The sequence below is a fragment of the Chryseobacterium sp. NRRL B-14798 genome, from assembly GCF_050470705.1.
Lineage (GTDB): Bacteria > Bacteroidota > Bacteroidia > Flavobacteriales > Weeksellaceae > Chryseobacterium > Chryseobacterium cupriresistens.
In genome coordinates, this window is record NZ_JBFLUL010000005.1 from 2,346,844 (window position 1) to 2,371,369 (window position 24,526).

Annotated in this window: 19 protein-coding genes; 11 read left to right on the forward strand and 8 right to left on the reverse strand. The window is 37.7% G+C overall.

Annotation, left to right across the window (positions count from 1 at the left end):
- Window positions 1-53: 53 nt before the first annotated feature.
- From AB1278_RS11000 to AB1278_RS11010, 3 genes are all read right to left on the reverse strand, one after another.
- Window positions 54-1,268, reverse strand: a complete 1,215-nt coding sequence (locus AB1278_RS11000) for an ATP-grasp domain-containing protein (protein WP_429814285.1) — start codon at window positions 1,266-1,268, stop codon at window positions 54-56.
- Window positions 1,269-1,409: 141 nt separating this feature from the next.
- Window positions 1,410-2,825, reverse strand: a complete 1,416-nt coding sequence (locus AB1278_RS11005) for a M17 family metallopeptidase (protein ID WP_202840729.1) — start codon at window positions 2,823-2,825, stop codon at window positions 1,410-1,412.
- A 91-nt stretch (window positions 2,826-2,916) separates the two neighbouring features.
- Window positions 2,917-4,038 carry an alpha/beta hydrolase gene (locus tag AB1278_RS11010; RefSeq protein ID WP_429817354.1) on the reverse strand — a complete coding sequence of 374 codons (1,122 nt, stop codon included), beginning with the start codon at window positions 4,036-4,038 and terminating at the stop codon, window positions 2,917-2,919.
- A 199-nt stretch (window positions 4,039-4,237) separates the two neighbouring features.
- Between AB1278_RS11010 and glgB the strand changes: the two genes are divergently transcribed.
- From glgB to apaG, 8 genes are all read left to right on the forward strand, one after another.
- Window positions 4,238-6,184 carry a 1,4-alpha-glucan branching protein GlgB gene (glgB, locus tag AB1278_RS11015; protein WP_429814289.1) on the forward strand — a complete coding sequence of 649 codons (1,947 nt, stop codon included), beginning with the start codon at window positions 4,238-4,240 and terminating at the stop codon, window positions 6,182-6,184.
- Between the two features lie 3 nt (window positions 6,185-6,187).
- Window positions 6,188-7,594, forward strand: a complete 1,407-nt coding sequence (locus AB1278_RS11020) for a glycogen synthase (RefSeq protein WP_227944333.1) — start codon at window positions 6,188-6,190, stop codon at window positions 7,592-7,594.
- 4 nt (window positions 7,595-7,598) lie between these two features.
- Window positions 7,599-8,135, forward strand: a complete 537-nt coding sequence (locus AB1278_RS11025; RefSeq protein WP_343640500.1) for a hypothetical protein — start codon at window positions 7,599-7,601, stop codon at window positions 8,133-8,135.
- A gap of 14 nt (window positions 8,136-8,149) precedes the next feature.
- A complete protein-coding gene (locus tag AB1278_RS11030) occupies window positions 8,150-9,418 on the forward strand; it encodes a glucose-1-phosphate adenylyltransferase (RefSeq protein ID WP_110010295.1) in 1,269 nt (422 codons plus the stop codon).
- 244 nt (window positions 9,419-9,662) lie between these two features.
- Window positions 9,663-10,703: an SRPBCC domain-containing protein gene (locus AB1278_RS11035; RefSeq protein WP_343640496.1), complete on the forward strand. Its 1,041-nt coding sequence runs from the start codon at window positions 9,663-9,665 to the stop codon at window positions 10,701-10,703.
- 125 nt (window positions 10,704-10,828) lie between these two features.
- A complete protein-coding gene (locus AB1278_RS11040; protein WP_062675058.1) occupies window positions 10,829-13,645 on the forward strand; it encodes a 2-oxoglutarate dehydrogenase E1 component in 2,817 nt (938 codons plus the stop codon).
- A 39-nt stretch (window positions 13,646-13,684) separates the two neighbouring features.
- The gene (gene odhB, locus AB1278_RS11045; RefSeq protein WP_241279676.1) at window positions 13,685-14,938 is read left to right on the forward strand and encodes a 2-oxoglutarate dehydrogenase complex dihydrolipoyllysine-residue succinyltransferase; all 1,254 of its coding nucleotides are present in this window, start codon (window positions 13,685-13,687) and stop codon (window positions 14,936-14,938) included.
- A gap of 80 nt (window positions 14,939-15,018) precedes the next feature.
- Window positions 15,019-15,408 carry a Co2+/Mg2+ efflux protein ApaG gene (gene apaG, locus AB1278_RS11050; RefSeq protein ID WP_062675055.1) on the forward strand — a complete coding sequence of 130 codons (390 nt, stop codon included), beginning with the start codon at window positions 15,019-15,021 and terminating at the stop codon, window positions 15,406-15,408.
- A 67-nt stretch (window positions 15,409-15,475) separates the two neighbouring features.
- Here apaG and AB1278_RS11055 read toward each other — a convergent pair whose 3' ends face one another.
- The 3 genes from AB1278_RS11055 to AB1278_RS11065 all read right to left on the reverse strand — a co-directional run bounded on the left by AB1278_RS11055 (window position 15,476) and on the right by AB1278_RS11065 (window position 18,162).
- Window positions 15,476-16,030, reverse strand: coding sequence for a 3'-5' exonuclease (locus tag AB1278_RS11055; protein WP_202840719.1), 555 nt, complete (start codon window positions 16,028-16,030; stop codon window positions 15,476-15,478).
- Window positions 16,031-16,293: 263 nt separating this feature from the next.
- Window positions 16,294-17,271, reverse strand: coding sequence for a glycosyltransferase family 2 protein (locus AB1278_RS11060; protein ID WP_429814294.1), 978 nt, complete (start codon window positions 17,269-17,271; stop codon window positions 16,294-16,296).
- 6 nt (window positions 17,272-17,277) lie between these two features.
- Window positions 17,278-18,162, reverse strand: coding sequence for a lysophospholipid acyltransferase family protein (locus AB1278_RS11065; protein ID WP_202840717.1), 885 nt, complete (start codon window positions 18,160-18,162; stop codon window positions 17,278-17,280).
- A gap of 81 nt (window positions 18,163-18,243) precedes the next feature.
- On the opposite strand from AB1278_RS11065, the gene AB1278_RS11070 reads away from it, so the two are divergent.
- Window positions 18,244-18,816: a thioredoxin family protein gene (locus tag AB1278_RS11070; RefSeq protein WP_343643507.1), complete on the forward strand. Its 573-nt coding sequence runs from the start codon at window positions 18,244-18,246 to the stop codon at window positions 18,814-18,816.
- A 106-nt stretch (window positions 18,817-18,922) separates the two neighbouring features.
- On the opposite strand, the gene AB1278_RS11075 is transcribed toward AB1278_RS11070, so the two are convergent.
- Window positions 18,923-20,284 carry an aldehyde dehydrogenase gene (locus AB1278_RS11075; RefSeq protein ID WP_429814298.1) on the reverse strand — a complete coding sequence of 454 codons (1,362 nt, stop codon included), beginning with the start codon at window positions 20,282-20,284 and terminating at the stop codon, window positions 18,923-18,925.
- Between the two features lie 190 nt (window positions 20,285-20,474).
- Between AB1278_RS11075 and AB1278_RS11080 the strand changes: the two genes are divergently transcribed.
- Together AB1278_RS11080 and AB1278_RS11085 are read left to right on the forward strand one after the other, a co-directional pair.
- The gene (locus AB1278_RS11080; RefSeq protein WP_429814301.1) at window positions 20,475-22,154 is read left to right on the forward strand and encodes a hypothetical protein; all 1,680 of its coding nucleotides are present in this window, start codon (window positions 20,475-20,477) and stop codon (window positions 22,152-22,154) included.
- Window positions 22,155-22,171: 17 nt separating this feature from the next.
- The gene (locus tag AB1278_RS11085; RefSeq protein WP_411413081.1) at window positions 22,172-22,681 is read left to right on the forward strand and encodes a hypothetical protein; all 510 of its coding nucleotides are present in this window, start codon (window positions 22,172-22,174) and stop codon (window positions 22,679-22,681) included.
- Between the two features lie 2 nt (window positions 22,682-22,683).
- Here the strand turns inward: AB1278_RS11085 and AB1278_RS11090 are convergent, their stop codons facing one another.
- Window positions 22,684-24,246: an MFS transporter gene (locus tag AB1278_RS11090; RefSeq protein ID WP_429814304.1), complete on the reverse strand. Its 1,563-nt coding sequence runs from the start codon at window positions 24,244-24,246 to the stop codon at window positions 22,684-22,686.
- Between the last annotated feature and the right edge of the window lie 280 nt (window positions 24,247-24,526).

Below are 24,526 nucleotides of genomic sequence, written 5' to 3' on the forward strand. Positions count from 1 at the left end.
ATTGTATATTATGAATTCGATAACATTTTGAATATCAATGTCAAGTTTCATTGTTAAGAACTCAATTTATTACCTTTCGGAGGCAGAATATTCAGCATATCCGCATGAATCATTTCAGCAGCAGAATCCAGCCTGTCCTGTACAACAGAGGCGTCTCCGGATTTATAGACAATTCCGACATGATAGTCTATCGGAAGAAATTTGACAACTTCTTCGCATTCAAAACTGCTGTAATTCGGTTCTTTATCTTTAATCAGGGCAACGATCAGACCTGAATAATATCCTGTAGGGGGAGAAACGCTGTAATCATGACCTCTCAGAAGAGCATCTTCAATTTTCGCCCATTCTCTCCAGATATTGATACCACTCGATGCTTCAACCAGATCCGGAATATGAGCCCCGCCAACCCTGGATGAGGTTTCAAGGAAATACCATTTTCCATCTTCTTTTCCACGGATGAATTCTGTATGGGTGGCTCCGTTGACAAGTCCGAAATTGGAAAGGACTCTGGCATTTATATCTTCCAGTGCTTTAAACTCTTCGGAATATCTTCCTAATGTTTTGGATCTGAAAACCCCGCCTTCGTGAGAAACCTGCATAGGAGGAGCAAGATATTTTGAGGCAGAAGTGAATATTGTTTTTTTGTTAAAAGTAAGACTGTCCACATGGTAAACATCTCCGGGTTTAAAACTTTCCAGTAAGAAAAGATGGCGTTCTTCTCCCAGTATTTCCAGGGCTTCAAGAAGCTGTTCTTTGGAAGTTATTTTTTTAATGCCCGATGCTGATGCTTCAGACCTTGGTTTCAGTACCCATGGAGCAGGAACGCGGTCTGTAAATTCATCCACTTCGTTATCATTGAACACAGCGGTGAATTCAGGAACGCTGATCCCGGCATCCTTTGCTTTTTGCCTCATGGCAAGTTTATCTCTGAAATACCGGTGGGTTGTCTGTCCCATACCGGGAATACGGAATGTTTCTCTGATTAACGCTGCTTTTTCAACATCATAATCATCCAAAGCCACCACAGCATCTACTTTTCTGGTCTTCATCAGGTGGGAAAATCCCTGAATCAGGTGCTCCAGATTCCATACGGAAGGCTTTAGCTCGGGCATATAGAATGTTTCATCAATCGCATGCCAGGGCCAGTTTTTTTCTTTGAGGTTTTCGGAGGTTACAAGGATGATTTTATTGCCGAGCTTCTTCATTTCGTCCATAAAATCGTAGCCTTTGTAATAGCACGAAATACACACAATAGTTTTCTTCTCCATATAATGTTTTTTAAGATTTAGTGAATTTTCAAAAATAAAAGCATTTATATATTATTTTATTAATACCAAAAAATAAAATATTGTGCGTTTTTGAAAATCCACTAATCAATTATACAGAGTTTTTTTGTAAAAAACTAATTTTTAGTGATAATTTTCAATTAAATTCACCAGGAGCTGAACACCGAAACCTGTTGCTGCTTTTTCTTTTGCATAACCCACACTTCCAAAGGCTACTCCTGCAATGTCCAGATGAGCCCATTTAGGGTGGTTTTCAATGAATTGCTCTAAGAATTTTGCGGCAATAATACAGTCTCCTACAGGTTTCAGAGAGATGTTTTTCATATCGGCCACATCAGACTGGATATCATCTTTCCAAACATCCCATAAAGGAAGATTCCAGACCCTCTGATTGGTCTGGTCACCGGTTTTGATTAAGTTGTTTTTCAGTTCCTCGTTATTGGAGAACATAGCAGCACAGGTATCTCCGAACATTCTCACTGAGCTTCCCGTTAAGGTAGCCAGGTCAATAAGGAAATCAGTTTTGTAGTTTTTAGAAAGATAAGACAAACCATCTGCAAGAATTAATCTGCCTTCTGCATCAGTATCAAGTACTTCAATTGTTTTTCCGTTGTAGGCTGTAATCACATCACTTGGAAGCAGGGCCTTTTCAGAGACCGCATTATCAGTAATAGGGAGAACAGCGACGATGTTTACAGGAAGCTGCATTTCTGCGGCATAGATTAACGTTCCCAAAACAGCCGTTGCTCCGCCCATATCGGACTTCATATAATGCAGATTGGCAGAGCTTTTTATTGATATTCCTCCTGTGTCAAAGAGAATACATTTTCCTACCAGACCGAAAGTCTTGGCGTTTTTTGCTGTCGTTTTATATTCTAAAATAGTGAAAGCGGCATCGTAAGCACTTCCTTGATTCACAGAAAGATAAGCGCCTAATCCAAGTTCTTCACATTTCTTTCTGTTAAAAGCAGTGTATTTTAAGTCATATTTTTTAGCCAGATTTTTAAGGTATGCGCTTAAGATATCCGGTTTTTTAAGATTGGCTGGTTTGTTAAGCCAGTCCTGGCAGGCAGTTTGCCCGTTAACCAATGCTTCTGCTTTCTGGCTGATATGATCTAATTTTTTCTGGCTTAAATTTTCAAAGTGCAATTCAAATTTCGTATTCCAGAAAGCGTGTTTTTTATCAAAAGGGTAGTTGTAAGTTCCTGTTAAAAGTCCTTTTACAAACTCCTCGAACTGCTTTTCATTCAGGAAGTCAGCAAGGGCTAATGTAGGTACGGCCAGCAGTTTTTCTTTCTGTGTCTGTGAAAATTTAGCCGCCACCTGCTGGATCTCGAAATTTTGTAAGGCGGATTTTCCTAATCCAATGAAATACGTAATTCCTTCTTCATGAGCATTGACAAAAACTTCATATTTCTTTCCGGTGAAAAAATTGGAAATGTTTTTGTTGAAATTTTTACTGGTTTTCGTCCATTCTTCCTCCGTAAACAGTTGGAAAACCTGAGTGTAATTTTTGTTTTTTTTATTGATTAGTTTCATAAATAGATGTTATAATTTCTAAATTCATAAAGAGTGCCGCCTTCATTTTGTCCCTGTCCGGCTTACATTTTCTGCAGCAGTTTTTATGCATTTAGTTTCTGATGCTTTTTTGTTGTGGTTTTACTTCTACAGGATTTTCTGTGTTGTCATAGAACAGCCATTCTATAGCCCTTGGGAACTCCTGAGACCAGTAAAACTCATTGTGGGTGCCTTCAGGATTGATATTGGTTTTGAATTCAAAATCAAAAAGCTTTTTCTCTTCCCATCTTTTCAGATATTCTTCAAAAATATGAATTCTTTTGACCATTTTAGAACCTTCCTGGCCGCCGCCGTAGAGATAGATCTTCGTTTTAAACGGAACCCGGAAATTCATCATCGGAAAGTTGTTATTGGGTTCTACCCATAGAGAAGGTGAGAATATCAGTAGTTTGGAGTACACTTCAGGATAAAGAAATCCGCTGTATATACTGATCAATGCTCCCAATGAACTGCCTCCGATTCCGGTATTGTCACGGTCTTTTTTGGTTCTGTAATTTTCGTCCACAAAAGGCTTTAAAGTATCTGCAATAAAACGGATGTACTTTTTTCCTTCAGAACCGTTGGCTACATGATCATTATCAAAAATATATTCTTTAATTCTTTCCTCGCTGCCATGTTCTATCGCAATGATGATAAGATCGCCGCGCCCGTATTCAGCAAGGATGGATAGTTTTTTGTCGATTTCCCAATTCCCGAAACCGCTTCCTTCATTGAAAAGATTTTGTGCGTCCTGAAGGTATAAAACTGGATATTGTTTATCCGTTGTATGATAATCATAAGGAAGGAGTGCCCAAACCTTGCGGTAACGGTCAAGCTGCGGGATATAAAAATTTTCAGAAATAACTTCTGCTATAGGATAATATTCTTCTTTAAACGGTCCCCAGTTCAATCTCCATTTTTCTACAGAGTCGGACGTTTTACCGGCAGATTTTTTCGCTTTCCGGTTGGGAGTGATATTTCCATATTGATCCAGCTCTACGTTTTCCCAGCCTCCTTTTGTGAACTTGTATTCAATATCATCAGGAAGAAGCTGATCTTCGATTTCTATAAAATAACCGGAAGGATCAATTTGTTTAAGCTGGAAATTATAATCTTTGGGATTCCAGCTATTGAAATTTCCGGTAATAAATACCGGCCTGTCATCTATTTCTGCTGTATAAAGTTCAAACCTCATCATAGGTGTTTAATAATATTGATGTTAAATTTATAAAAAAAGATTGTTTTGAAATCATAAAAAATGTGAGTTAAAAAATGATATATTTGATAAATAGACAAAACATGAAATGATGTTGATAATTATTTGATGAATAATTCATCGCTATTGTCAGTATTTTTCGTAGTTTCAGGGAAAATATAAATATAAACTGATCTTGATGAATTCTGTTAAGACCTACACGCTTTTCACCGATCATGATGTGTATCTTTTTAAAGAAGGTAGGCACTATAAGCTGTATGGTAAATTTGGAGCACATTCTGCAGAAAAAGAGGGCGTAAAAGGCGTATATTTTTCCGTTTGGGCTCCTAACGCAAAGAAAGTTTCCGTGATCGGAAATTTTAACAACTGGAATCATAAAGATCATATTTTGTTTCCACGATGGGATGAATCCGGGATTTGGGAAGGATTTATAGAAGGATTAATCTGGGGAACATTATATAAATATGCTATTGAAACGCAAGGAGGCGAAATTCTTGAAAAAAGTGATCCTTATGCATTGAGCTGGGAACAGAATATTCAGGCAGCTTCTCTGGTTTCTACAACCTGGTACGAATGGAATGATCAGGAGTGGATGAATAACCGCTGGAAAAAAAACAGACTGGAAGCTCCGCTATCGGTATATGAATTACATCTGGGTTCCTGGGTAAGGGAAGAAGATCAGCCTCAACGTTTTTTAAACTATAGGGATATTGCGAAAAAGCTGGTTCCTTATATCAAAGAAATGGGGTTTACCCATGTGGAATTCATGCCCGTGATGGAATATCCTTACGAGCCGAGCTGGGGATACCAGATTACCGGTTTTTATGCAGCAACTTCACGCTTTGGTTCACCACAGGATCTGATGTTTCTTATTGATGAACTTCATAATAATGACATAGGCGTTATTCTGGATTGGGTTCCGTCCCATTTTCCGGGAGATGCCAATGGGCTTCACCGATTCGACGGTTCTTATCTGTATGAACATGAAGATCCGAGAAAAGGGTTTCATCCGGATTGGAAATCACATATTTTCAATTACGGAAGAAATGAAGTGAAATCCTTCCTGATTTCAAATGCCATGTTCTGGCTGGATCGTTATCATGCAGACGGATTGCGTGTGGATGCCGTGACTTCAATGCTTCATCTGGATTATTCAAGAAATGAAGGCGAATGGGAACCTAATATATATGGAACCAATGTGAACCTGGAAGCGAAAGCCTTTCTCCAGGAATTTAATACAGCTGTCTACAAAGAATTTGGGAATAATATCATCACCATCGCAGAAGAAAGTTCAGATTTTCCCATGCTTACGAAACCTGTTCATGACGGCGGTGTAGGATTCGGAATGAAATGGATGATGGGATGGATGCATGATACGCTGGATTATTTCAAGGAAGATTTTATTAACCGTAAATTTCATCATCATAAACTGACCTTCGCTTCCATGTATATGTATAATGAAAATTATATGATGCCTTTGTCACACGATGAAGTCGTACACGGAAAAGCAAGTCTTATTTATAAAATGAAAGGGGATGAATGGCAGAAATTTGCCAATCTCCGTACCTTATATGTTTATATGTATACCCATCCCGGAGCCAAGCTGCTTTTTATGGGAGATGAATTCGGGCAGACCAGTGAATGGAATTTTACAAGAAGCCTCGACTGGCATTTGCTGAAATATCCTGTTCACAAAGGAATGCAGGATATCGTGAAAGAACTGAATCGTTTGTACCGATCAGAAACTGCCTTTTACGAAAATCAGTTTGATAGAAATGGTTTTGAATGGGTGGAAGCAGATGATCTGGAAAACTCAGTATATGTATATCTCAGAAAAGGAAAAAGAAAAGATGATGTCCTGATGGTGGCTTTAAACCTGGCACCCAACGTATTGGATTATAAGATAGGAATTCCTGCTGGCACCCACTGGGAGGTTGTTTTGAATTCGGATGATGAAAAGTACAGTGGAAGCGGAGTGGAGCCTGAAATCCTGGAAGAGAAGTATGAAGAGTGGAGAGGATACACCAAAACAATGACCGTGAAGCTGCCGCCATTGGCTGGAATTGTTTTACGTCAGAAGAAAGATAAAAAATATAAATTACACAGAATTAAACATAAGAGATAAAGAATGGTTATTTATCATTTAAGTACAGAATGTTATCCCGTAGCAAAAGTAGGCGGTCTGGCAGATGTGGTGGGAGCGTTACCAAAATATCAGAATAAAATAGCAGGAGTAGAAGCCAGGGTGGTAATGCCGTGGTACAACAAATCCTTTGTATATGATCATGAATTTGATCTGGTTTTTGACGGATTTATTCATCAGGCAGCCAATATGCTGCAGGTTCAGGTATTGAAAGAGAAGACCAATGTTTTGGGATTTGAGCTGTATATGGTAAGAATTCCGGGATTATTGGACAGGGACAACCCTTATGGATACCAGGATGAAAACTTCCAGTTTCTGGCTTTCCAGCATGGCGTTTTGCATTGGCTTTCTGCGATGAAAATCCGCCCTGATGTACTGCATTGCCATGATTATCATACCGGTCTGGTTCCTTTTATGGTAGAAAACTGTTATGAATTTGAATTCTTAAAAGGAGTAAAAACAATAGGAACGATTCATAATGGCGAATATCAGGGCATGATGAGCTGGACTATGGCACAATATATGCCTTCTTTCGATGCATACAAATGGGGACTGATGGATTGGAACGGATTGATGAATCCTCTGGCCAGCATGATTAAATGTGCTGATGCTTTTACCACTGTTTCGGAAGGATATCTTGAAGAACTCTTTATCAGCTTCCGCGGGCTTGAAAGCCTCGTTCGTCAGGAATTCGGAAAGGCCTATGGAATCATCAATGGTATTGACACAGAAGTCTGGAATCCTGAAACCGATCCGATGCTTGATTTTAATTTTAACAGTACCAATGCAGTCGCTCAAAAGAAAAAAAATAAAGAAAATCTCTGTAAAGAATATGGATTAAAACCTGAACTTCCTTTATTCGCATTTATCGGAAGATTCGCAACAGAGAAAGGAGCAGATCTGCTGCCGGATGTTGTATGGAGAAGCATTAAGCAGAGTTATGGCGCTTTAAATATTATGATTCTCGGATCAGGGAACACCTATATAGAAAATAAACTGAAAGAATACGATTATACGTACACCAATTTTGCATTGGATCTCGGATATAAAGAGCATCTTTCCCATAAGATATATGCCTCGGCAGATTTTCTTCTGATGCCTTCAAGAGTAGAGCCATGCGGACTGAACCAGATGTATTCCATGAGATATGGCACCGTTCCTGTGGTAAGATATACAGGAGGGCTCAGAGATACGGTGGAAGATATTTCAACCGGTGGAGCAGGACTGAACTTTACTTATCCGGGTGTAGATGATGTTGTACATGCTATGAACAGGGCATTGGCGATTTATAATCAAAAAGGAGTTATGGAAGATCTTATCCATGCCAATATGAATTTTGATTTTGCATGGGAGAAATCTGCAGAAAAATACATAGCTTTATATAATAGCTGATAGAGTGAAGATTTTCGGATTTCTTTCTGTGATAATGTTTATGCTGTTTTCATGTAAAGAAGACAGAGGAAGCTATCATGGAGGTTATTATTGGATCTATGGCTACGGTCTTCCGGCAACGGAAAGGTATGAAGCAATGGCTGGTATTGCCGAAAAATGGAAAATAAAGCATTACTCTGTAGGTGAATGTCTGGTAGAACCTGAAGAGATGAAGAGAATAGATGCTCTTAATAAAAGGACTTATAATGCCATAGAAAGAAAATATGGGAAAGGCTGGAGAGAAAAGTATCGTAAAGATGTCGACGGCTTTGTAATGAAGAGTGCTGATGTGATGGATGTACTTATTACAAATCCGTTCTTCAGCAATGAACTTAAAAAATATAATATTGAGATCTATAACCTGGATAAAGAGGTTTTAGTATTGAATGATAAAGATGAGTTTCGGGTGACTGTTTATAAAAACGAACTCCAATATGAAAACAAAGAATGCTTTAAAGTAGCAGTAAACACTAAGAACAGAACAGTAAACTTAATAAAATAAAACGCAAGATATTTATGAATCGAAATGTAATCTCTATTGTTTTAGGAGGAGGCAGAGGAACAAGATTATTCCCGTTAACGTATACGAGATCTAAACCGGCTGTTCCTATTGCAGGAAAATACAGACTGGTAGATATTCCTATCTCAAACTGTCTGAACTCAGGATTGAATAAAATTCTGGTGTTAACGCAGTTTAATTCTGCTTCTCTCAATTCACATATTAAAAATTCTTATCACTTTGACATCTTCAGCAAAGGCTTTGTCGATATTCTGGCAGCCGAGCAGAATGTGGAAAATGATAGCTGGTACCAGGGAACTGCAGATGCTGTCCGCCAGTCGATGAAGCATCTTGAAAAATATGATTACGACTATATCCTGATTCTTTCAGGAGACCAGTTGTATCAGATGGATTTCAGGGAAATGCTGGACTTCCATATTGAAAACGGAGGAGATCTTACCATCGCTACCATTCCGGTCAATGCAAAAGATGCCACCGGTTTTGGAATTTTAAAATCCGATGACGAAGGAAATATTACTTCTTTCCATGAAAAACCGGATTTTGATATGCTGGCAGGCATGAAATCTGAAGTTTCAGAAGAAAATAAACGCACCGGAAAAGAGTTTCTGGCTTCCATGGGAATCTATATTTTTACAAAAAATATTCTTAAAAAGATGTTTGATGAAGGGGCAGGTGATGATTTCGGAAAAGATATTATTCCAAGTTCCATCGGAAAATATAAGACATTAAGCTATCAGTATGAAGGCTACTGGACGGATATCGGAACGATTGAATCTTTCTACGAAGCCAATCTTGACCTCTGCCTTGATCTGCCGCAATTTAACCTTTTTTCTTCATCTCCGATCTACACCAGAGCAAGGATGCTTCCGCCGTCAAAAATCAATGGTTCCTATGTAAGCAAAGCTGTTTTTGGAGATGGATGTATCATCATGGCAGATAAAATTGAAAATTCGGTGATTGGAAACAGAACCAGAATTGACAAAGGAAGTACCATCGTAAACTCCTACGTTATGGGAGCTGATTTCTACCAGAATACGACAGAAATCGTCATCAATGACAGAGGAGGACGTCCGAATATGGGAATCGGAAAATACTGCTATATAGAAAAAGCAATCCTGGATAAAAACTGTTATATCGGTGACAATGTGAAGATTATCGGTGGAAAACATATTCCGGACGGAGATTATGGAACTTATTCTGTTCAGGATGGGATTGTGGTAGTAAAGAAAGGGGCTGTTATTGCACCGGGAACACATATTGGATAGGAGAATGGAAGTAAGAAGATGGAAGCTGGAAGTTATGAATGTCGGAATAGAAATGTTAGTTTTTCATAAGAAATCCTGACCTATTTTATTTGTTTGAAGAATTTTTCAATCAAAAATCGGGTAGCAATATCTGTCAAATAATAACTTCCCGCTTCCCGCTTATAACAAGGTTAATTATTGTTAAACATATAATCAGAGTGATCAGCATATTGGTCACTCTTTATATTTGTATTATTTTTGTGCGATGCGTATTTTTAAAATCTTAGCGGTAATTATTATTCTTTTGGGAGGAGCTTATGCTGCTTCCATGTACTATTTTGTAGACGAAAGTAAAAACTTTACGATTGAAAAAGAGATCGATTATCCTGTAGATAAGGTTTTTGCTCAGTTTAATAATCTTCAGAATTTTACAAGATGGAATAACTTTTTTACCAGCTCACCATCCATAGATATTGATTATTATACGCCTTACGAAGGACAGGGAAGTGCCATCAGCTATGCGGATCCTAAAAATGATACTGATGGAGAAATGTTCATCAGATATGAGAACCTCAATAAAACGTTGAAATACCAGCTTTTTGAAGATAAAAACGAAAATCCGACATTGGTTGATGTTAAATTCAAACCAGTTTCTGCAGAAAAAACAAAAATTATCTGGTATGTTCACACCCCCAAATTAGCGGTCTGGAGAAGAGTGCAAAACTTCTGGACTGAAGACCGTTTTGCTGAAAATATCAACAAAAGTATGGTGAATCTTAAAAATTCTTTAGGAAATAAAGTAGAAAAAGATAACCAGATGGCGGCTATCAAATATGATAGTCTTATGGTGGAAAATGAAGAAGACAAACTTTTGTTGGGAATTAATGTAAGTACTTCAAACAAGAAAGATGCTCTTTACAAAAATATTGTCATGAATTATAATAAAGTCTATAATTTTGTGACGATGGATCTCGGGAAAAGAGACGATGAATTCGGGTACCCGATCCTGATTACTGACGCCGATAATTACAAAGACAAAGAGGTTTCTTATTTCCTCGGAATTCCACTTTCCAAGAAAATCGGAGTGTCTGATAATAATTTCAATTTCAGGTCCGTAAATCCGTCTCAAAATTATGTAATTTACTACAAAGGGAGCTACGAGGGGCGAATTCGGGCCATTCAGCAGCTCATTCAGAAAGCCAAAAAAGACGAGATGCGCTTCGGAGATATCCGTCAGACCTTTATTGAACGTCCTATGGAAGGTCAGGAGGTGAATGTTAAGCTCTCATTATCAGTGTATAAGTGATTTTTTTTTAATTTATTTTTTCTTAAGTTTTTTTAACGGTTTCAGACTGTTCTAACTCGGTTTTTTTTATTAAATTTGAAGATTAATTCTACAAATAAATTTTAATAAATAGATAAACTGTAATAATGGACAGATTTTCATTCCTAAACGCAGCTCATTCTCAATTAATTGAGGATTTATACCAACAGTACTTAAAATTCCCGGACTCTCTTGAACCATCATGGAAAGCTTTCTTTCAAGGCTTCGATTTTGCTTTGGAGAACTACGGAGATGACGATAACACTCAATTTATTCAGGCTTCAGCCAATGCTGCCCCGGCAGTTCAACAACAGATTTCTCAGGCAGTATCCAACGGAGAAGTTCCTGAGCATATCAAGAAAGAATTTAAAGTAGTAAACCTTATTGAGGCTTACAGAACGAGAGGACACCTTTTTACAAAGACTAACCCGGTTAGAGAAAGAAGACACTATACCCCTACTTTAGACATCGAAAACTTTGGACTTTCTAAAGAAGATTTAAATACAAAATTCAACTGTGCGGTTGAAACAGGAATGAAAGAGCCTGCTACGCTGGCAGACCTTATCAAGCACCTTGAAAACATCTACTGTGATTCTATCGGGGTAGAATACATGCACATCAACAACGTTGAAGAAAAAGATTTCATCAAACGATGGCTTCAGGTAAATGAAAACCATCCAAGTCTTTCTGCCAACGAAAAAACAGAAATTTTATTAAAATTAAATCAGGCGGTAGCTTTTGAAAACTACCTTCACACAAAATTTGTAGGACAAAAAAGATTCTCGTTAGAAGGAGGTGAAACATTAATCCCTGCTTTAGATCAGCTGATCTCAAGATCTTCTCAGTTAGGAGTAGATGAAGTAGTATTAGGAATGGCTCACAGAGGTAGACTAAATGTTCTTACCAACATTTTCGGAAAATCTTACAAGCAGATCTTCTCAGAATTTGAAGGAAAAGAATTTGAAGAAGATGTATTCTCCGGTGACGTTAAATATCACTTAGGTTCTTCTAAAAAAATCAAAACTGCTTCAGGAGAAGAAGTTTGTATCAACCTTACGCCAAACCCGTCTCACCTTGAAACAGTAGCTGCTTTGGTAGAAGGTATCTGCCGTGCAAAAGTAGATGACAAATACAAAGACTATTCTAAAGTATTGCCAATCATCATCCACGGTGATGGAGCTATTGCCGGACAGGGTATTGCTTACGAAGTGGCTCAGATGATGACTTTGGAAGGATACAGAACTGGAGGAACAGTTCATATCGTTGTGAATAACCAGGTTTCATTTACAACGAACTATATGGATGCAAGATCTTCAACATATTGTACAGACATCGCAAAAGTTACAGAATCTCCTGTAATGCACGTAAATGCTGACGATGCTGAAGCGGTTGTTCATGCCATCCACTTTGCTGCTGACTTCAGAGCAAAATTTGGAAAAGATGTTTATATCGACCTTTTAGGATATAGAAAATATGGTCACAACGAAGGGGATGAGCCAAGATTTACTCAGCCTAACCTTTATAAAACCATTTCAAAACATCCGAATCCAAGAGAAATTTATAAAGATAAATTATTAAAAGACAGTGTTACTTCAAATGATGTAATTGCTAAAATGGAAACGGAATTCAAAGCTCTTCTGGATAAAGATTTTGACGCTTCTAAAGAGATTGAGAAAAACGTAATGGATGTGTTCATGGCTGAAGATTGGGTAAACTATCCAATTGGTAAAAGAGGAGCAGTTCAGTTACCGGTAGATACAAAATATGATTTAGCGAAGCTGAAAGAATTGGCGCTTAAAATGTCTACACTTCCGGCAGATAAAAAGTTCATCAATAAAATTACAAGACTTTTTGAAAACCGTATCAAAGCTATTGAGGCTAACTCATTAGACTGGGCGTTAGGAGAGTGGTTAGCTTATGCAACACTTCTTGTAGAAGGTCACAATGTAAGAATCTCCGGAGAAGATGTGGAAAGAGGTACATTCTCTCACAGACATGCTGTAGTAAAAACAGAAGATACAGAAGAAGAATACATCCCGTTAAGACACGTTTCTGAAAACAGATTTGATGTATTCAACTCTCACCTTTCAGAATATGGTGTACTTGGTTTCGACTACGGATATGCAATGGCTTCTCCAAATACATTAACCATCTGGGAAGCTCAGTTCGGAGATTTCGTGAACGGTGCTCAGATTATTGTTGACCAGTATTTGGCAGCTGCAGAAGAAAAATGGAAAATTCAGGACGGATTGGTAATGTTATTGCCTCATGGTTCAGAAGGACAAGGAGCAGAGCACTCTTCAGCAAGATTGGAGAGATTCCTTACCCTTTGTGCTAATGAAAATATGGTAGTAGCCAATATTACTTCACCTGCCAACTATTTCCACTTATTGAGAAGACAGTTGAAATGGGCGTTCAGAAAACCATTGATCGTAATGAGCCCTAAATCTCTGTTGAGACATCCTAAAGTGGTTTCTCCGCTTGAAGATTTTGCAAACGGAGCATTCCAACCGGTATTAGACGATCCTGCTGCAGATCCTAAAAAAGTAGAGAAATTAGTTCTTTGTTCAGGTAAACTGTACTTCGAATTATTAGCGAAGAAAGAAGAACTGAACTGTGAAAACATTGCATTAGTAAGATTCGAGCAGTTATATCCGCTTCAGACAGATGCTATTGAAGCGATCTTCAACAAATATGAAAACAGAAAACAACTGGTGTGGGCTCAGGAAGAACCTGAAAACATGGGGGCATGGTCTTATATCCTGAGAAACTTCAGAGATACAGGAATTCAGGTAGTTGCTCCGGTACCAAGCGGTGCTCCGGCTCCGGGTAGCCACAAAATGTTTGAGAAAAACCAAAATGCAGTGATCAACAGAGTTTTCGACAGAGATGATGCTCCTGCAAAAAGACCAGTAACAGCTTAATTTAAATAATAATCAATTAAAAAATAAAAAATACTCGATATGTCAGTTTTAGAAATGAAAGTTCCTTCACCGGGCGAATCAATTACAGAAGTTGAAATTGCAACTTGGCTTGTAAAAGATGGTGATTATGTAGAAAAAGATCAACCTATCGCCGAAGTGGATTCAGATAAAGCAACTCTTGAATTGCCTGCAGAACAAAGTGGTGTTATCACTTTAAAAGCAGAAGAAGGTGATGTGGTACAAGTAGGTCAGGTAGTTTGTTTAATTGATATGGATGCTAAAAAGCCGGAAGGTGCTGCACCTGCTGCTGAGGCTCCAAAACAGGAAGAGGCTCCGAAAGCTGCTGAACCTGCTAAACAGGAAGCTCCAAAACCTGCTACTCCGGTAGCTGCGCCACAAACTTATGCAACAGGAGCTCCATCTCCGGCTGCTAAGAAAATCCTTGACGAAAAAGGAATGGATGCTGCACAGGTTTCAGGAACAGGAAGAGACGGAAGAATTACTAAAACTGATGCTGAATTAGCAGCAGTACCTGCATTAGGAGGAAGCCCTCTTACTGCAACAGGTTCAAGATCTACTACAACGACTAAACTTTCAGTTTTAAGAAGAAAAATCGCTCAGAGATTAGTTTCTGTGAAGAATGAAACAGCGATGTTAACTACCTTCAACGAAGTTGACATGTCTGAAATCTTCAGATTGAGAAAACTGTATAAAGAAGAATTTGCTCAGAAACACGGAGTTGGACTTGGTTTCATGTCTTTCTTCACAAAGGCTGTTACAAGAGCATTACAAATGTATCCTGATGTAAACGCATCTATCGATGGAGATTTCAAAGTAAACTATGATTTCTGCGATATCTCAATTGCGGTTTCAGGTCCTAAAGGATTAATGGTTCCTGTATTGAGAAATGCAGAAAACATGTCTTTCAGTGCTGTTGAAGCCAACATCAAAGATCTTGCTACTAAAGTAAGAGACGGTAAAATTACAGTTGACGAAATGACTGGCGGTACTTTCACCATTACAAACGGTGGTACTTTCGGATCTATGATGTCTACACCAATCATCAACCCCCCTCAATCTGCAATTTTAGGAATGCACAACATCATCCAGAGACCGGTTGCTGTTGACGGACAGGTAGTAATCAGACCAATGATGTATGTAGCCATGTCTTATGACCACAGAATTATCGATGGTAAAGAATCTGTAGGATTCCTTGTAGCGGTAAAAGAAGGTATCGACAACCCTGTTGAAATTCTAATGGGAGGTGACGAAAGAAAAGGCCTTGGATTATAGTTTTTAATAAAATTATAACATAATATATGATCTCGCCTTAAAAAAGGCGAGATTTTTGTATTTATTAAGAAAATACTACAATGATGTTTTCAAAAATGACTTCCAATATCAAAGTTTCAGTAATACCTGAATATGATAGTAAAAACAGTTATCCATCCGAAAACCGTTACGTTTTTAAATATAATATCACGATAGAAAATGACGGAAGCTTTCCTATCAAAGTATTGAAAAGAAAATGGTTGATTTTTGATGTCGGATTCGGGTACACAGAAATTATAGGCGACGGAGTGATCGGATTGACTCCCGAGATAGGAACCAATGAAAATTTTGCTTATTTTTCCAATGTGATGCTTCGTTCCGGAGTAGGGAATATGAGCGGAAAATACCTGGTTAAAAACATGGAGACACAGGAAACTTTTGAAATTGATATTCCAAAATTCAATCTGCTGTCTGAAGTGTTGAGTAATTAATGATAGATGTTCTGTACCAAGTACAGGTTTTTACAAAGGAACCCGGGTTTCGTTTGTTTTTAAATGACTAAAGCTTTTTAATTTTTGCTTTCATATACTCATTTACTTCATCATTACTGGTGAGGAAGAGTTTTTCAAATGCCAGTAGAGATATTTTGGCACATACCTCCGCATCAGCTCCTGCTCTGTGATGGGTAAAATCAATTTGATGATATTCTGCTAATGGCTTCAGTCCATATTTAGGAAGATAATTCCATGATTTTTTGGCAAGCTGAATACTGCAAAGATAGTTCAAGTTAGGAGTAAACATTCCGTAATGCTGCAGGCATCCCCTTAAAACAGAGGCGTCAAACCCTGCATTATGAGCAATCATAAGACTTCCGTACATCATATCCTGAGCTTCATACCATATTTCATCAAAGGTAGGGGCATCTTTTACATCCTCCGGCTGAATTCCATGCACCGCAACGTTGAATTTACTGAAATAGGGAAAACTCGGAGGTTTGATCAGCCAGGTCTTTGTTTCTACAATTTTAGAATCCTGTACGATACAAATCCCCATCTCACACGCTGAACTTTTCTCGTGTGTTGCCGTTTCAAAATCTATTGCACAAAAATCCATTGTCTTAAAATTATAATTTATTGCGGGGTTGTCTTTTGTTGCTGTTCTCTGGTTTAAGGTTCAAGGTTTAAGGTTCAAAGTTTAAGGTTCAAAGTTTAAGGTTCAAAGTTTAAGGTTCAAAGTTTAAGGTTCAAAGTTTAAAGTTTAAGGTTAATTAAAGTTATAAATTTTTACTTAATAAATCCTTAGTTCATGATATGTAAGAAAGTCGTAATTCCCAACCAATCCCTAATCCCTAATCCCTATTTGCAACCTATAACCTCTCATCTGCCACCTAAAAAATGCTTAAAAATCAGCCATTTTGATTGATAAAAAACCTTCTTCTGATGGCTTTGACGAAGTTTCCAAGTTCCCGGAATGTGACCATAAAACGCAAAGTGAGCTCTCAATACACCCCACAGGTGGGAAATGCCATACTTAATTCCAAAATACACTCCGGCAATGCCATCTAAACATAATCTGAAAAAAATCACCCAGATTACCTGTGAAAAGGGAAGATTTTTAAGCAGCATAGAAAGATTGTTTCTCATATTTAAATAAGTCTTCTGTGCACTCTGCTTGTTGAGTGTTCCACCACCTACATGATAAACTTTGGATTTTCCTGTATAATAAATCTTTTTCCCCGAATTGATAAGCCTCCAGCAAAGGTCAATTTCTTCCTGATGAGCAAAAAATCTGGCATCAAAACCATTCTGCTCCCAAAAATCTTTTGAACGGATAAAAAAGCAGCATCCTGATGCCCAGAAGATCTCCGTTTCGTCATTATACTGACCTTTATCTTCTTCCAGGTCATCGAAAACCCTTCCCCTGCAATATGGATATCCAAGGTTGTCAATCAATCCGCCGGCAGCTCCGGCAAATTCGAAATAACTTCTGTTATGAAAAGATAAAATTTTGGGCTGTACTGCGGATATAGCTGGATTGTTTTCTAACAATTCCAACACAGGTTCTGTCCAGTTCTCAGTAACTTCTACGTCGGAATTGAGAAGACAGTAATATTCATGTTTGATGGATTTCAGTCCTTCATTATAGCCGCCTGCAAACCCATAGTTCTTATCATTTTTAATAATATGTACTGTGGGAAAATTCTTTTGTAGAAACTCAACAGAATCATCCGTAGAAAGATTGTCTATCACATAGATGTCCGCATTCTGAGAAAATTGAACTACACCCGGAAGAAATTTCTCAAGCCAGTTTCTGCCATTCCAGTTTAAGATGGCAATTGCCAGTTTTTTCTGCATGTCAACCTATTTTTTTTCGGAATCAAAATTTTTGATAGAGTCCTGATATTTCCATTTTCTATGTGACCAAAGGTAGTTGTCAGGATGTTTATGTAAAGTGTTTTCCAGTAATTTATGAAATTTTCTCACGACCTCATTTTCTGTAAACTTTTCACCATCCGGATATATTCTGTGATAATTAACCTGATAATAACCCCGTTTTACCTTTTTCATTTCACAATAGATGAACACAAGGTCCATTCTTGTGGCAAGCCTGTCATAGCCTATAAAAGCAGGAGTACGTTGATTTAGAAATTCTAATCCGTAAGTGACATGAGCGTGGTGAGGCGTTTGGTCAGCGACAAACATATACGCTGAGTCACCGTTGTTTTTAGATCTGAAAATATTCAGAATAACCTCATTGGCTTCCAATGCTTCGTTTCCAAATTTGTTTCGGACCTTTTTCATCTGATTCTCCCAAAAATCACTGTTTACTTTTCTGTAAACGGGATGGCAGTGTGCCTGAGGAATAATTCTTGCCAGTGCATTGATCCATTCCCAATTGAAAACATGACCTGCCAAAAGAATAATATTTTTACCTTCTTCTTTAGCTTCGTGAAATAAATGTTGATTGATGTGCTGCATTCTCACTCTGGATTCTGTTTCAGAAATGCTGAAAGATTTAATCGTTTCTACCAGATAGTCCGAAAAATTAAGGTAGAATTTCTTGCGGATCTTTTTAATTTCTTCTTCAGATTTATCTGGAAAAGAGTTTCTAAGGTTTTGAGTAATAACCTCTTTTCTGTATCCCACAATATAATAATTCAGGAAGAAGATAACATCCGAAAAAACATAGAGTATTTTCAGAGGAAGCTTTGAGATCAGGAATAATATTTTGATTAGAAAATTCATAAAACACGCAAATTTAGTGATAATAAAATTATGGTTCTATTTTTGCTGAGGGATATATGTTATTTTTTTTACTTTTATATTATGAAAAAATTGATAATATTCGCTTCTCTGGGATTAAGTGCTTTTGCTTTTTCACAAGAAGTAAAGAATTCGCCTGATAACGGAAAACAAAAAACAGCTCTTATAGTGCCTGCAGAACAGGCAAAATTAGAGGCTCAGAAAAAGGCAGCTGAAGAAAAGGCTAAGCTTCCTAAACCTTATGACCCAAAAGCAGATGCTCAGGCTGATATTAATAAACTGATTGCTCAAGCTAAGAAAGAAGGAAAGAATGTGATGATCCAGGCTGGTGGAAACTGGTGTATCTGGTGTCTTCGTTTTAATAATTACGTACAGACTACTCCTGAACTGAAGGAATTAGTAGATAAGAATTATGTATACTACCATCTGAACTTTTCTCCGGACAATAAGAATGAAAAGGTTTTTGCCCAGTATGGAAATCCGGGTGAAAAATTTGGTTATCCGGTTTTTATCGTTTTGGATAAGGATGGGAAAATGATTAAGGTTCAGCAAAGTGATGTTCTGGAAGAAGGAAAAGGGTACAGTAAAGAAAAAGTAAAAGAATTCTTTACTACCTGGGCCCCAAAGAAAGGATAAAAATATAAAACTGCTTCAGAAATGAGGCAGTTTTTATTTTTGTGCATTGATTTATAGATATGTTATAATACAAATAGTTAAATCTGTACAAATATAACCTTCAGCATTACATTAATTTCTTTATCCAGCTTAATTTTTTCTCTGAATAAGGCGGATATTTGATATTCGGTTCTCCCCAGGTTGCTTTTTCAAGAACTGCTTTTGGGTGTGAAAAGGTTTCGAAACCATATTTTCCATGATAATTCCCAATTCCTGAATTGCCTACGCCTCCAAAAGGAAGATGATCATTACTTAAATGCATCACTGTATCATTGATACAGCCTCCTCCAAACGACAATTTACGGGTGAAGTTTTCTTTTTCTTCCGAATCATTAGTAAAAAGATAAGCGGCCAGCGGTTTTTCAAGTTCTAGAACAGAATTAAGAGCTGCATTGTAATTTTGAAAACTGATGACTGGCAGGATAGGTCCAAAAATTTCTTCCTGCATAATGTCATCATTCCAGTCTATATGATTCAGAATAGTGGGTTCTATATAGAGTTTTTCTTCATCAAAATTTCCTCCTGAATAGATTTTTTCTTTATCAATAAGACGTACCAGGCGTTGAAAATTCCTTAGGTTAATAATTCTTGTATATTGTTCAGAGCCATGATCATATTTGAATTCTTTGATGTATTTTCTCAACATTTCCAGAAACTGTTCCTGAATAGTTTCTTCCACTAACAGATAATCTGGAGCTACACACGTTTGTCCGGCATTGAGGAATTTTCCCCACACAATTCTTTTGGCAGCCATTTCGAGATTGGCATTTTTTGTAACAATAGCCGGAGATTTTCCACCCAGTTCCAGGGTTACAGGGGTTAGATGCTCTGCAGCTGCCTTGTAAACAATCTTTCCGACTTTCGTGCTTCCGGTAAAGAATATTTTATCAAACCTTAGTTTTAAAAGAGCTGTGGTTTCATCAATACCACCTTCATACACATACAGGTATTCAGGCGGAAAGTTTTCATTAATGATTGCTGCCATTGCTTTCATTGTATTCTCTGCTATTTCACTAGGCTTCAGAATACAGCAGTTTCCGGCAGCCATTGCTGCAATAATGGGAGAAAGTGATAGCTGATAAGGATAATTCCAGGCTCCGATGACGAGTACACAGCCAATCGGGTCAGCGTAAATTTTACTGCTTCCCAGTTGGTTGACAAGATTGGTTCTGACTTTTTTAGGCTTTGAAAGGGATTTTAAATTTTTGATATAATAATTAATATCATTCAGAATAAAAGACAATTCTGTGGTGAAGGTGTCAAATTTTGATTTTCCAAAATCCTTGTTAATAGCCTCATACAGCATATTTTCATGAAAAATAATAAGGTTTTTAAGCTTTTCAAGATACATTTTCCGGAAAGCAAGGCTTTTGGTTTGTTGTGTTTTGAAAAAATCTCTTTGCTTCAGTAGAATACTCTCAATTTCCATCGGTGACTTTTATAATATTGAACGTTCTTATTTTCAGGATCGTATAGGTTGGAAATTTATTAATAATAATTAAATATCGATCTAAATAAAATCATTTTATATTATTTTTTAATTAATTTAATGATAAATATTATAAAAATCATTATTTGGTGATAAAAATTTTGTAGTTTTATTTATATTAAATTTAAGGATGAGAAAGTTACTCTATTTATTCCCTTTATTTTTTTATTATTTCAGTTACGCACAATGTACAGGCTGCGGTGTTCAAAACCCTACCGATCCCAATTATCATTTTCCTGATAATACAACAGTCTGCTTTACTTCCGATATGACATTCAATAATCCGACGTTCGGGACAAATGCTAAGATTTGTATTGCTTCCGGTGTTACCTTGCAGTTTCAGAATAGTATAAGCGGAGCGGCAAATGCTCCTGTAAGCCTTGAAGTGCATGGAACACTCAATTTTAATCAGACCATAACGAGTGTTGCTAATCTCAACGTTCATGTTTATAATACCGGGAATATAGCAGTAGGTGGAGGGAATGGAAATCTCACCATAGACGGACAGATCAATGAAATTGTCAATGAAGGACTTATAGAAATGGGAGTTTTGCAATTAGGGGATAATTCCACCAATAAGATTGATAATTTTGGAAATCTGAATATTAACGGCAACCTGAATATGAGCAGCTCTGCTACCACTTTATTCCGGAACGAAGGAGGCGGATTGATATTTATTGGTGGTAATTACGGGAATAACGAACAGAGTGTGTATGTCAATTGTGGAACCATTATCTCTCAGAACGGATTTAATATTAATGGCGGTAAAATTATCAATACTGGAATTTTTACAGTTGGGGGAGATATTAATTTGTCCGGAAGCAGCAGCGAAATTTTTAATTTTGGACTTTTTACCTCTACGGGAAATATGAATAATGCCCCTGCTGATGCGGTTATTTATAATGAAGGAGAACTGGCGCTGAACCAGTATCAGGGAGGGAATGCTGCCATTCAGGGACCTTCTTCACCTACAAAAAAAGGATATATAGTGTTGCAAAATCCTATTCAGGTGGGAAATGTTGCTGTAGGGCCCAATCTTGATTTCAGAAGAACAACAGGTGTTTCTGACCCAGGCACGGTTTTCATGAACAGTAATCCAACCTTTCTGACGAATGTTACCTATGATTGCGCTTCTACCAACAGCTGTAGTGCGCCTTTGATCATTAATCCCGGATTTTGTCCTGCCATTAATGGAGATTTTCCCCCGATGGCGGTAGATGATACCTATACTATTGCTGCAGGAGGATCTTCTGTGGGAATTGTACTGGATAACGACTTTGAAACGTATGGCGGAGCACAGGCAACCCTTTCCAATGTTATTTTATCTCAGGTATCCACCTCAAATCCCAATATTTCATTGAATACTACGGATGGACATATTCTGGTAGCTCCGGGAACTCCTCCAGGCAATTATACTTTAGTCTATCAGATCTGTCAGACAGCTTCTCCGTCAAATTGTGACACGGCAACGGTAACTGTTACGATTCAGGGGACTGTACCTTGTTATAAACCTGCAGCTACAGCGGGAACTGTTCTTACTCCGGATTTTGGAATCACTTCATTAAGCAGGGCAGATAAAGGAGGAAACAACTGGCCAGGTGTACGAAAAGGTGCGTGGGCTGTACTGGAATCAAAAAATAAAGGCTTTGTTCTTAACAGGCTTACCGATGCTCAGGTAGCAGCCATTCCACAGGCAGATCTTAAAGAAGGAATGATGGTTTACAATACCACACAAAATTGTCTGCAGGTTAATATTGACGGAACAGCTGCGGGCTGGAAATGTTTCAATACCCAAACCTGCCCGGATTAACCAAAAACTGAATCGTTATGAAAAAAATAGTCTTAATCATTATAATAACAGCCTCCGGAATTTTGAATGCACAGGTTGCTTTAGGGAAAACTGTTTTAGAATCAGCTTCATCATCTATTGAATTCGGGAGTGAGAACCGCGGGATTGTTCTTCCCTGGGTAACTAATACCTCGGGCATTCAGAATCCTGAGAATGGTACTCTGGTTTTTGATATTTCGGATATGAAGGTGAAAGTGTATCAGAATAACCTTTGGAAAGATCTTTCGGTAGATACAACAGGTACTGCGGATACAAGTCTGCAGGATAGTCTGGCAGATCAGCCTGATGCAAAAGTTTCCGTAGGAACACCATCTTCCGTTTCAGGAATTCTGGTGCTCGAGGATAATAATAAAGCCATGATTTTACCGAAAGTAGCTTCTCCTCACCTTAATATTATCTCACCTGCTGCCGGTATGATGGTTTATGATACTCAGAAAAAGCAACTGGCTGTTTTCAACGGAACAGTATGGTCTTTTTGGGGAGAGTAATTCTACATAATATTTCGTACTGCTATTTTTACAGGATGATACAATAGTAGCCCAATTGCAGTAATAAGAGCCAGCCAGAACAGGCCCGTGAAAATTTCCATATTGGAAAGTAGAATAGACTGAGCTGTTATTTTAGCTTTAAAAGCGCCTGTTGTCATGGATAAAGAATCATTCACTGGCAGTTTTGAAATATTAGCACCGAAAATCTGGCTCCATTGATTGTAAAAAACAGGATTGGTGTCTGTAAGGTTAGCGCTGAGTGCATCGGAATGTTTTAGTGTTAAAAATAGCATCAGGTTTTGCATCAGAGCATATCCGATAGCTGTTGTCCAGAATCGGGTTGTTGTACCCAACGCAGTAGCATTGGATACATATTCTTCCGGAGTTCCTGAAATCAGAAAGAAAACAAGCGGTGTAAATAAGAATCCCTGAGCAACACCCTGCAGAAATAAGGGAGGACAGATGGTAGAAAGGGTAGTGTCAGGATAAAAAGTATAGGTAAACCATGCACAATCTATGGCCAGTAAAAGAAATCCGGTGAAGAAAACAATCCTTGAGGAAATTCCCCTAACCAGACAGATTCCTGACAACAAAATACCCAGAAGAGTTCCTGCTACATTCCAGTACTGGATGTTCACAATATAATCCCAGGGCCATTTCCATACGGTAGCCATGATGCTGTAGACATTATTCAACCCGGAACGGATCAGATAAAAAATGAAAAACAGGATCATTCCCACAATGACATTTTTGGAACTGAAAACTTCGAAATGGAACAACGGTCTCTTGGAATTTCTTTGTTTCAACATAAATAAGCCTCCGGAAAGAAGAAATATAAACAGACACATGATAATGGTATCAGACTCGAACCACATCAGTCTTTTACCATAAATAATGGCATAGCCGCCAGCCTGCAGGCATACCCAAAGAAGAAACCAGCTTGTAATATCCAATTGATACAAAGGTTTTTTAGGAAAAAACCGGTTTCTGTTGAACAGAGCAATACCGATGATCAATACAAACACATGGAAGTAGACCATCATCAGAACCATATGTTGGAAATCATAATCTTCAATACTTGATTTTAACAGGGAAGTCGTAATAGTTCCTCCGGTCAGCATAATCGTATACATAAAAAGATATGCTAAGACTTTGGCGTGCTTTGTTTTTAATTCTGCGATAATTAAAGGCAGGAAAATGGCACCTTCCAACAAACCGAAAATTCCTTCCAAAAACCGGATCACCAATATAACATGATAATCATTGGTGACTGATAAAATATAAAGAATAATCACGGAAATGGAAGCCATCAGCAAAACATAGTATTTCACGCTGAAATAGGCCATAAACCTCTGTAATACTAAAAGGGTAACCACAAATGTCCCGTACATCAAAATCATTAAATACTGGATGTCATCTGAATCTACATCCATAAAAGAAGATGTGAAGGCGCTGTTAGAATGTAAAAGCGACAACAACATCAGGTGGGGAAACAATGCCAGTATAAGAAGTGGCAGTTTCAGCCATTGTGGTACCCATTTATGATAAACTGAATTGTGCTGCATAATTTTTAGAAGCATTAAGCTAAAAAACAAAATAGCAAATTGCTATTGAGTTGTGTTTGAAAAACGCGAAAAGACAAGGGCAAAAGGGTGTAAAAGTAAAAGGTAAAACGGCCAATATGCTTGAAGAAATAATTGGCAGATTTGCTATTTTGCGGTTTGCCTTTTCGCTAAAAAAATAATTTAATTTGAAAATTTGAAATTGGGAGAATTTGAAAATTAAATTAAACCGAATATTTTATACACTAATACTCTAATACTCTCAAACACTCCCACTCTCAAA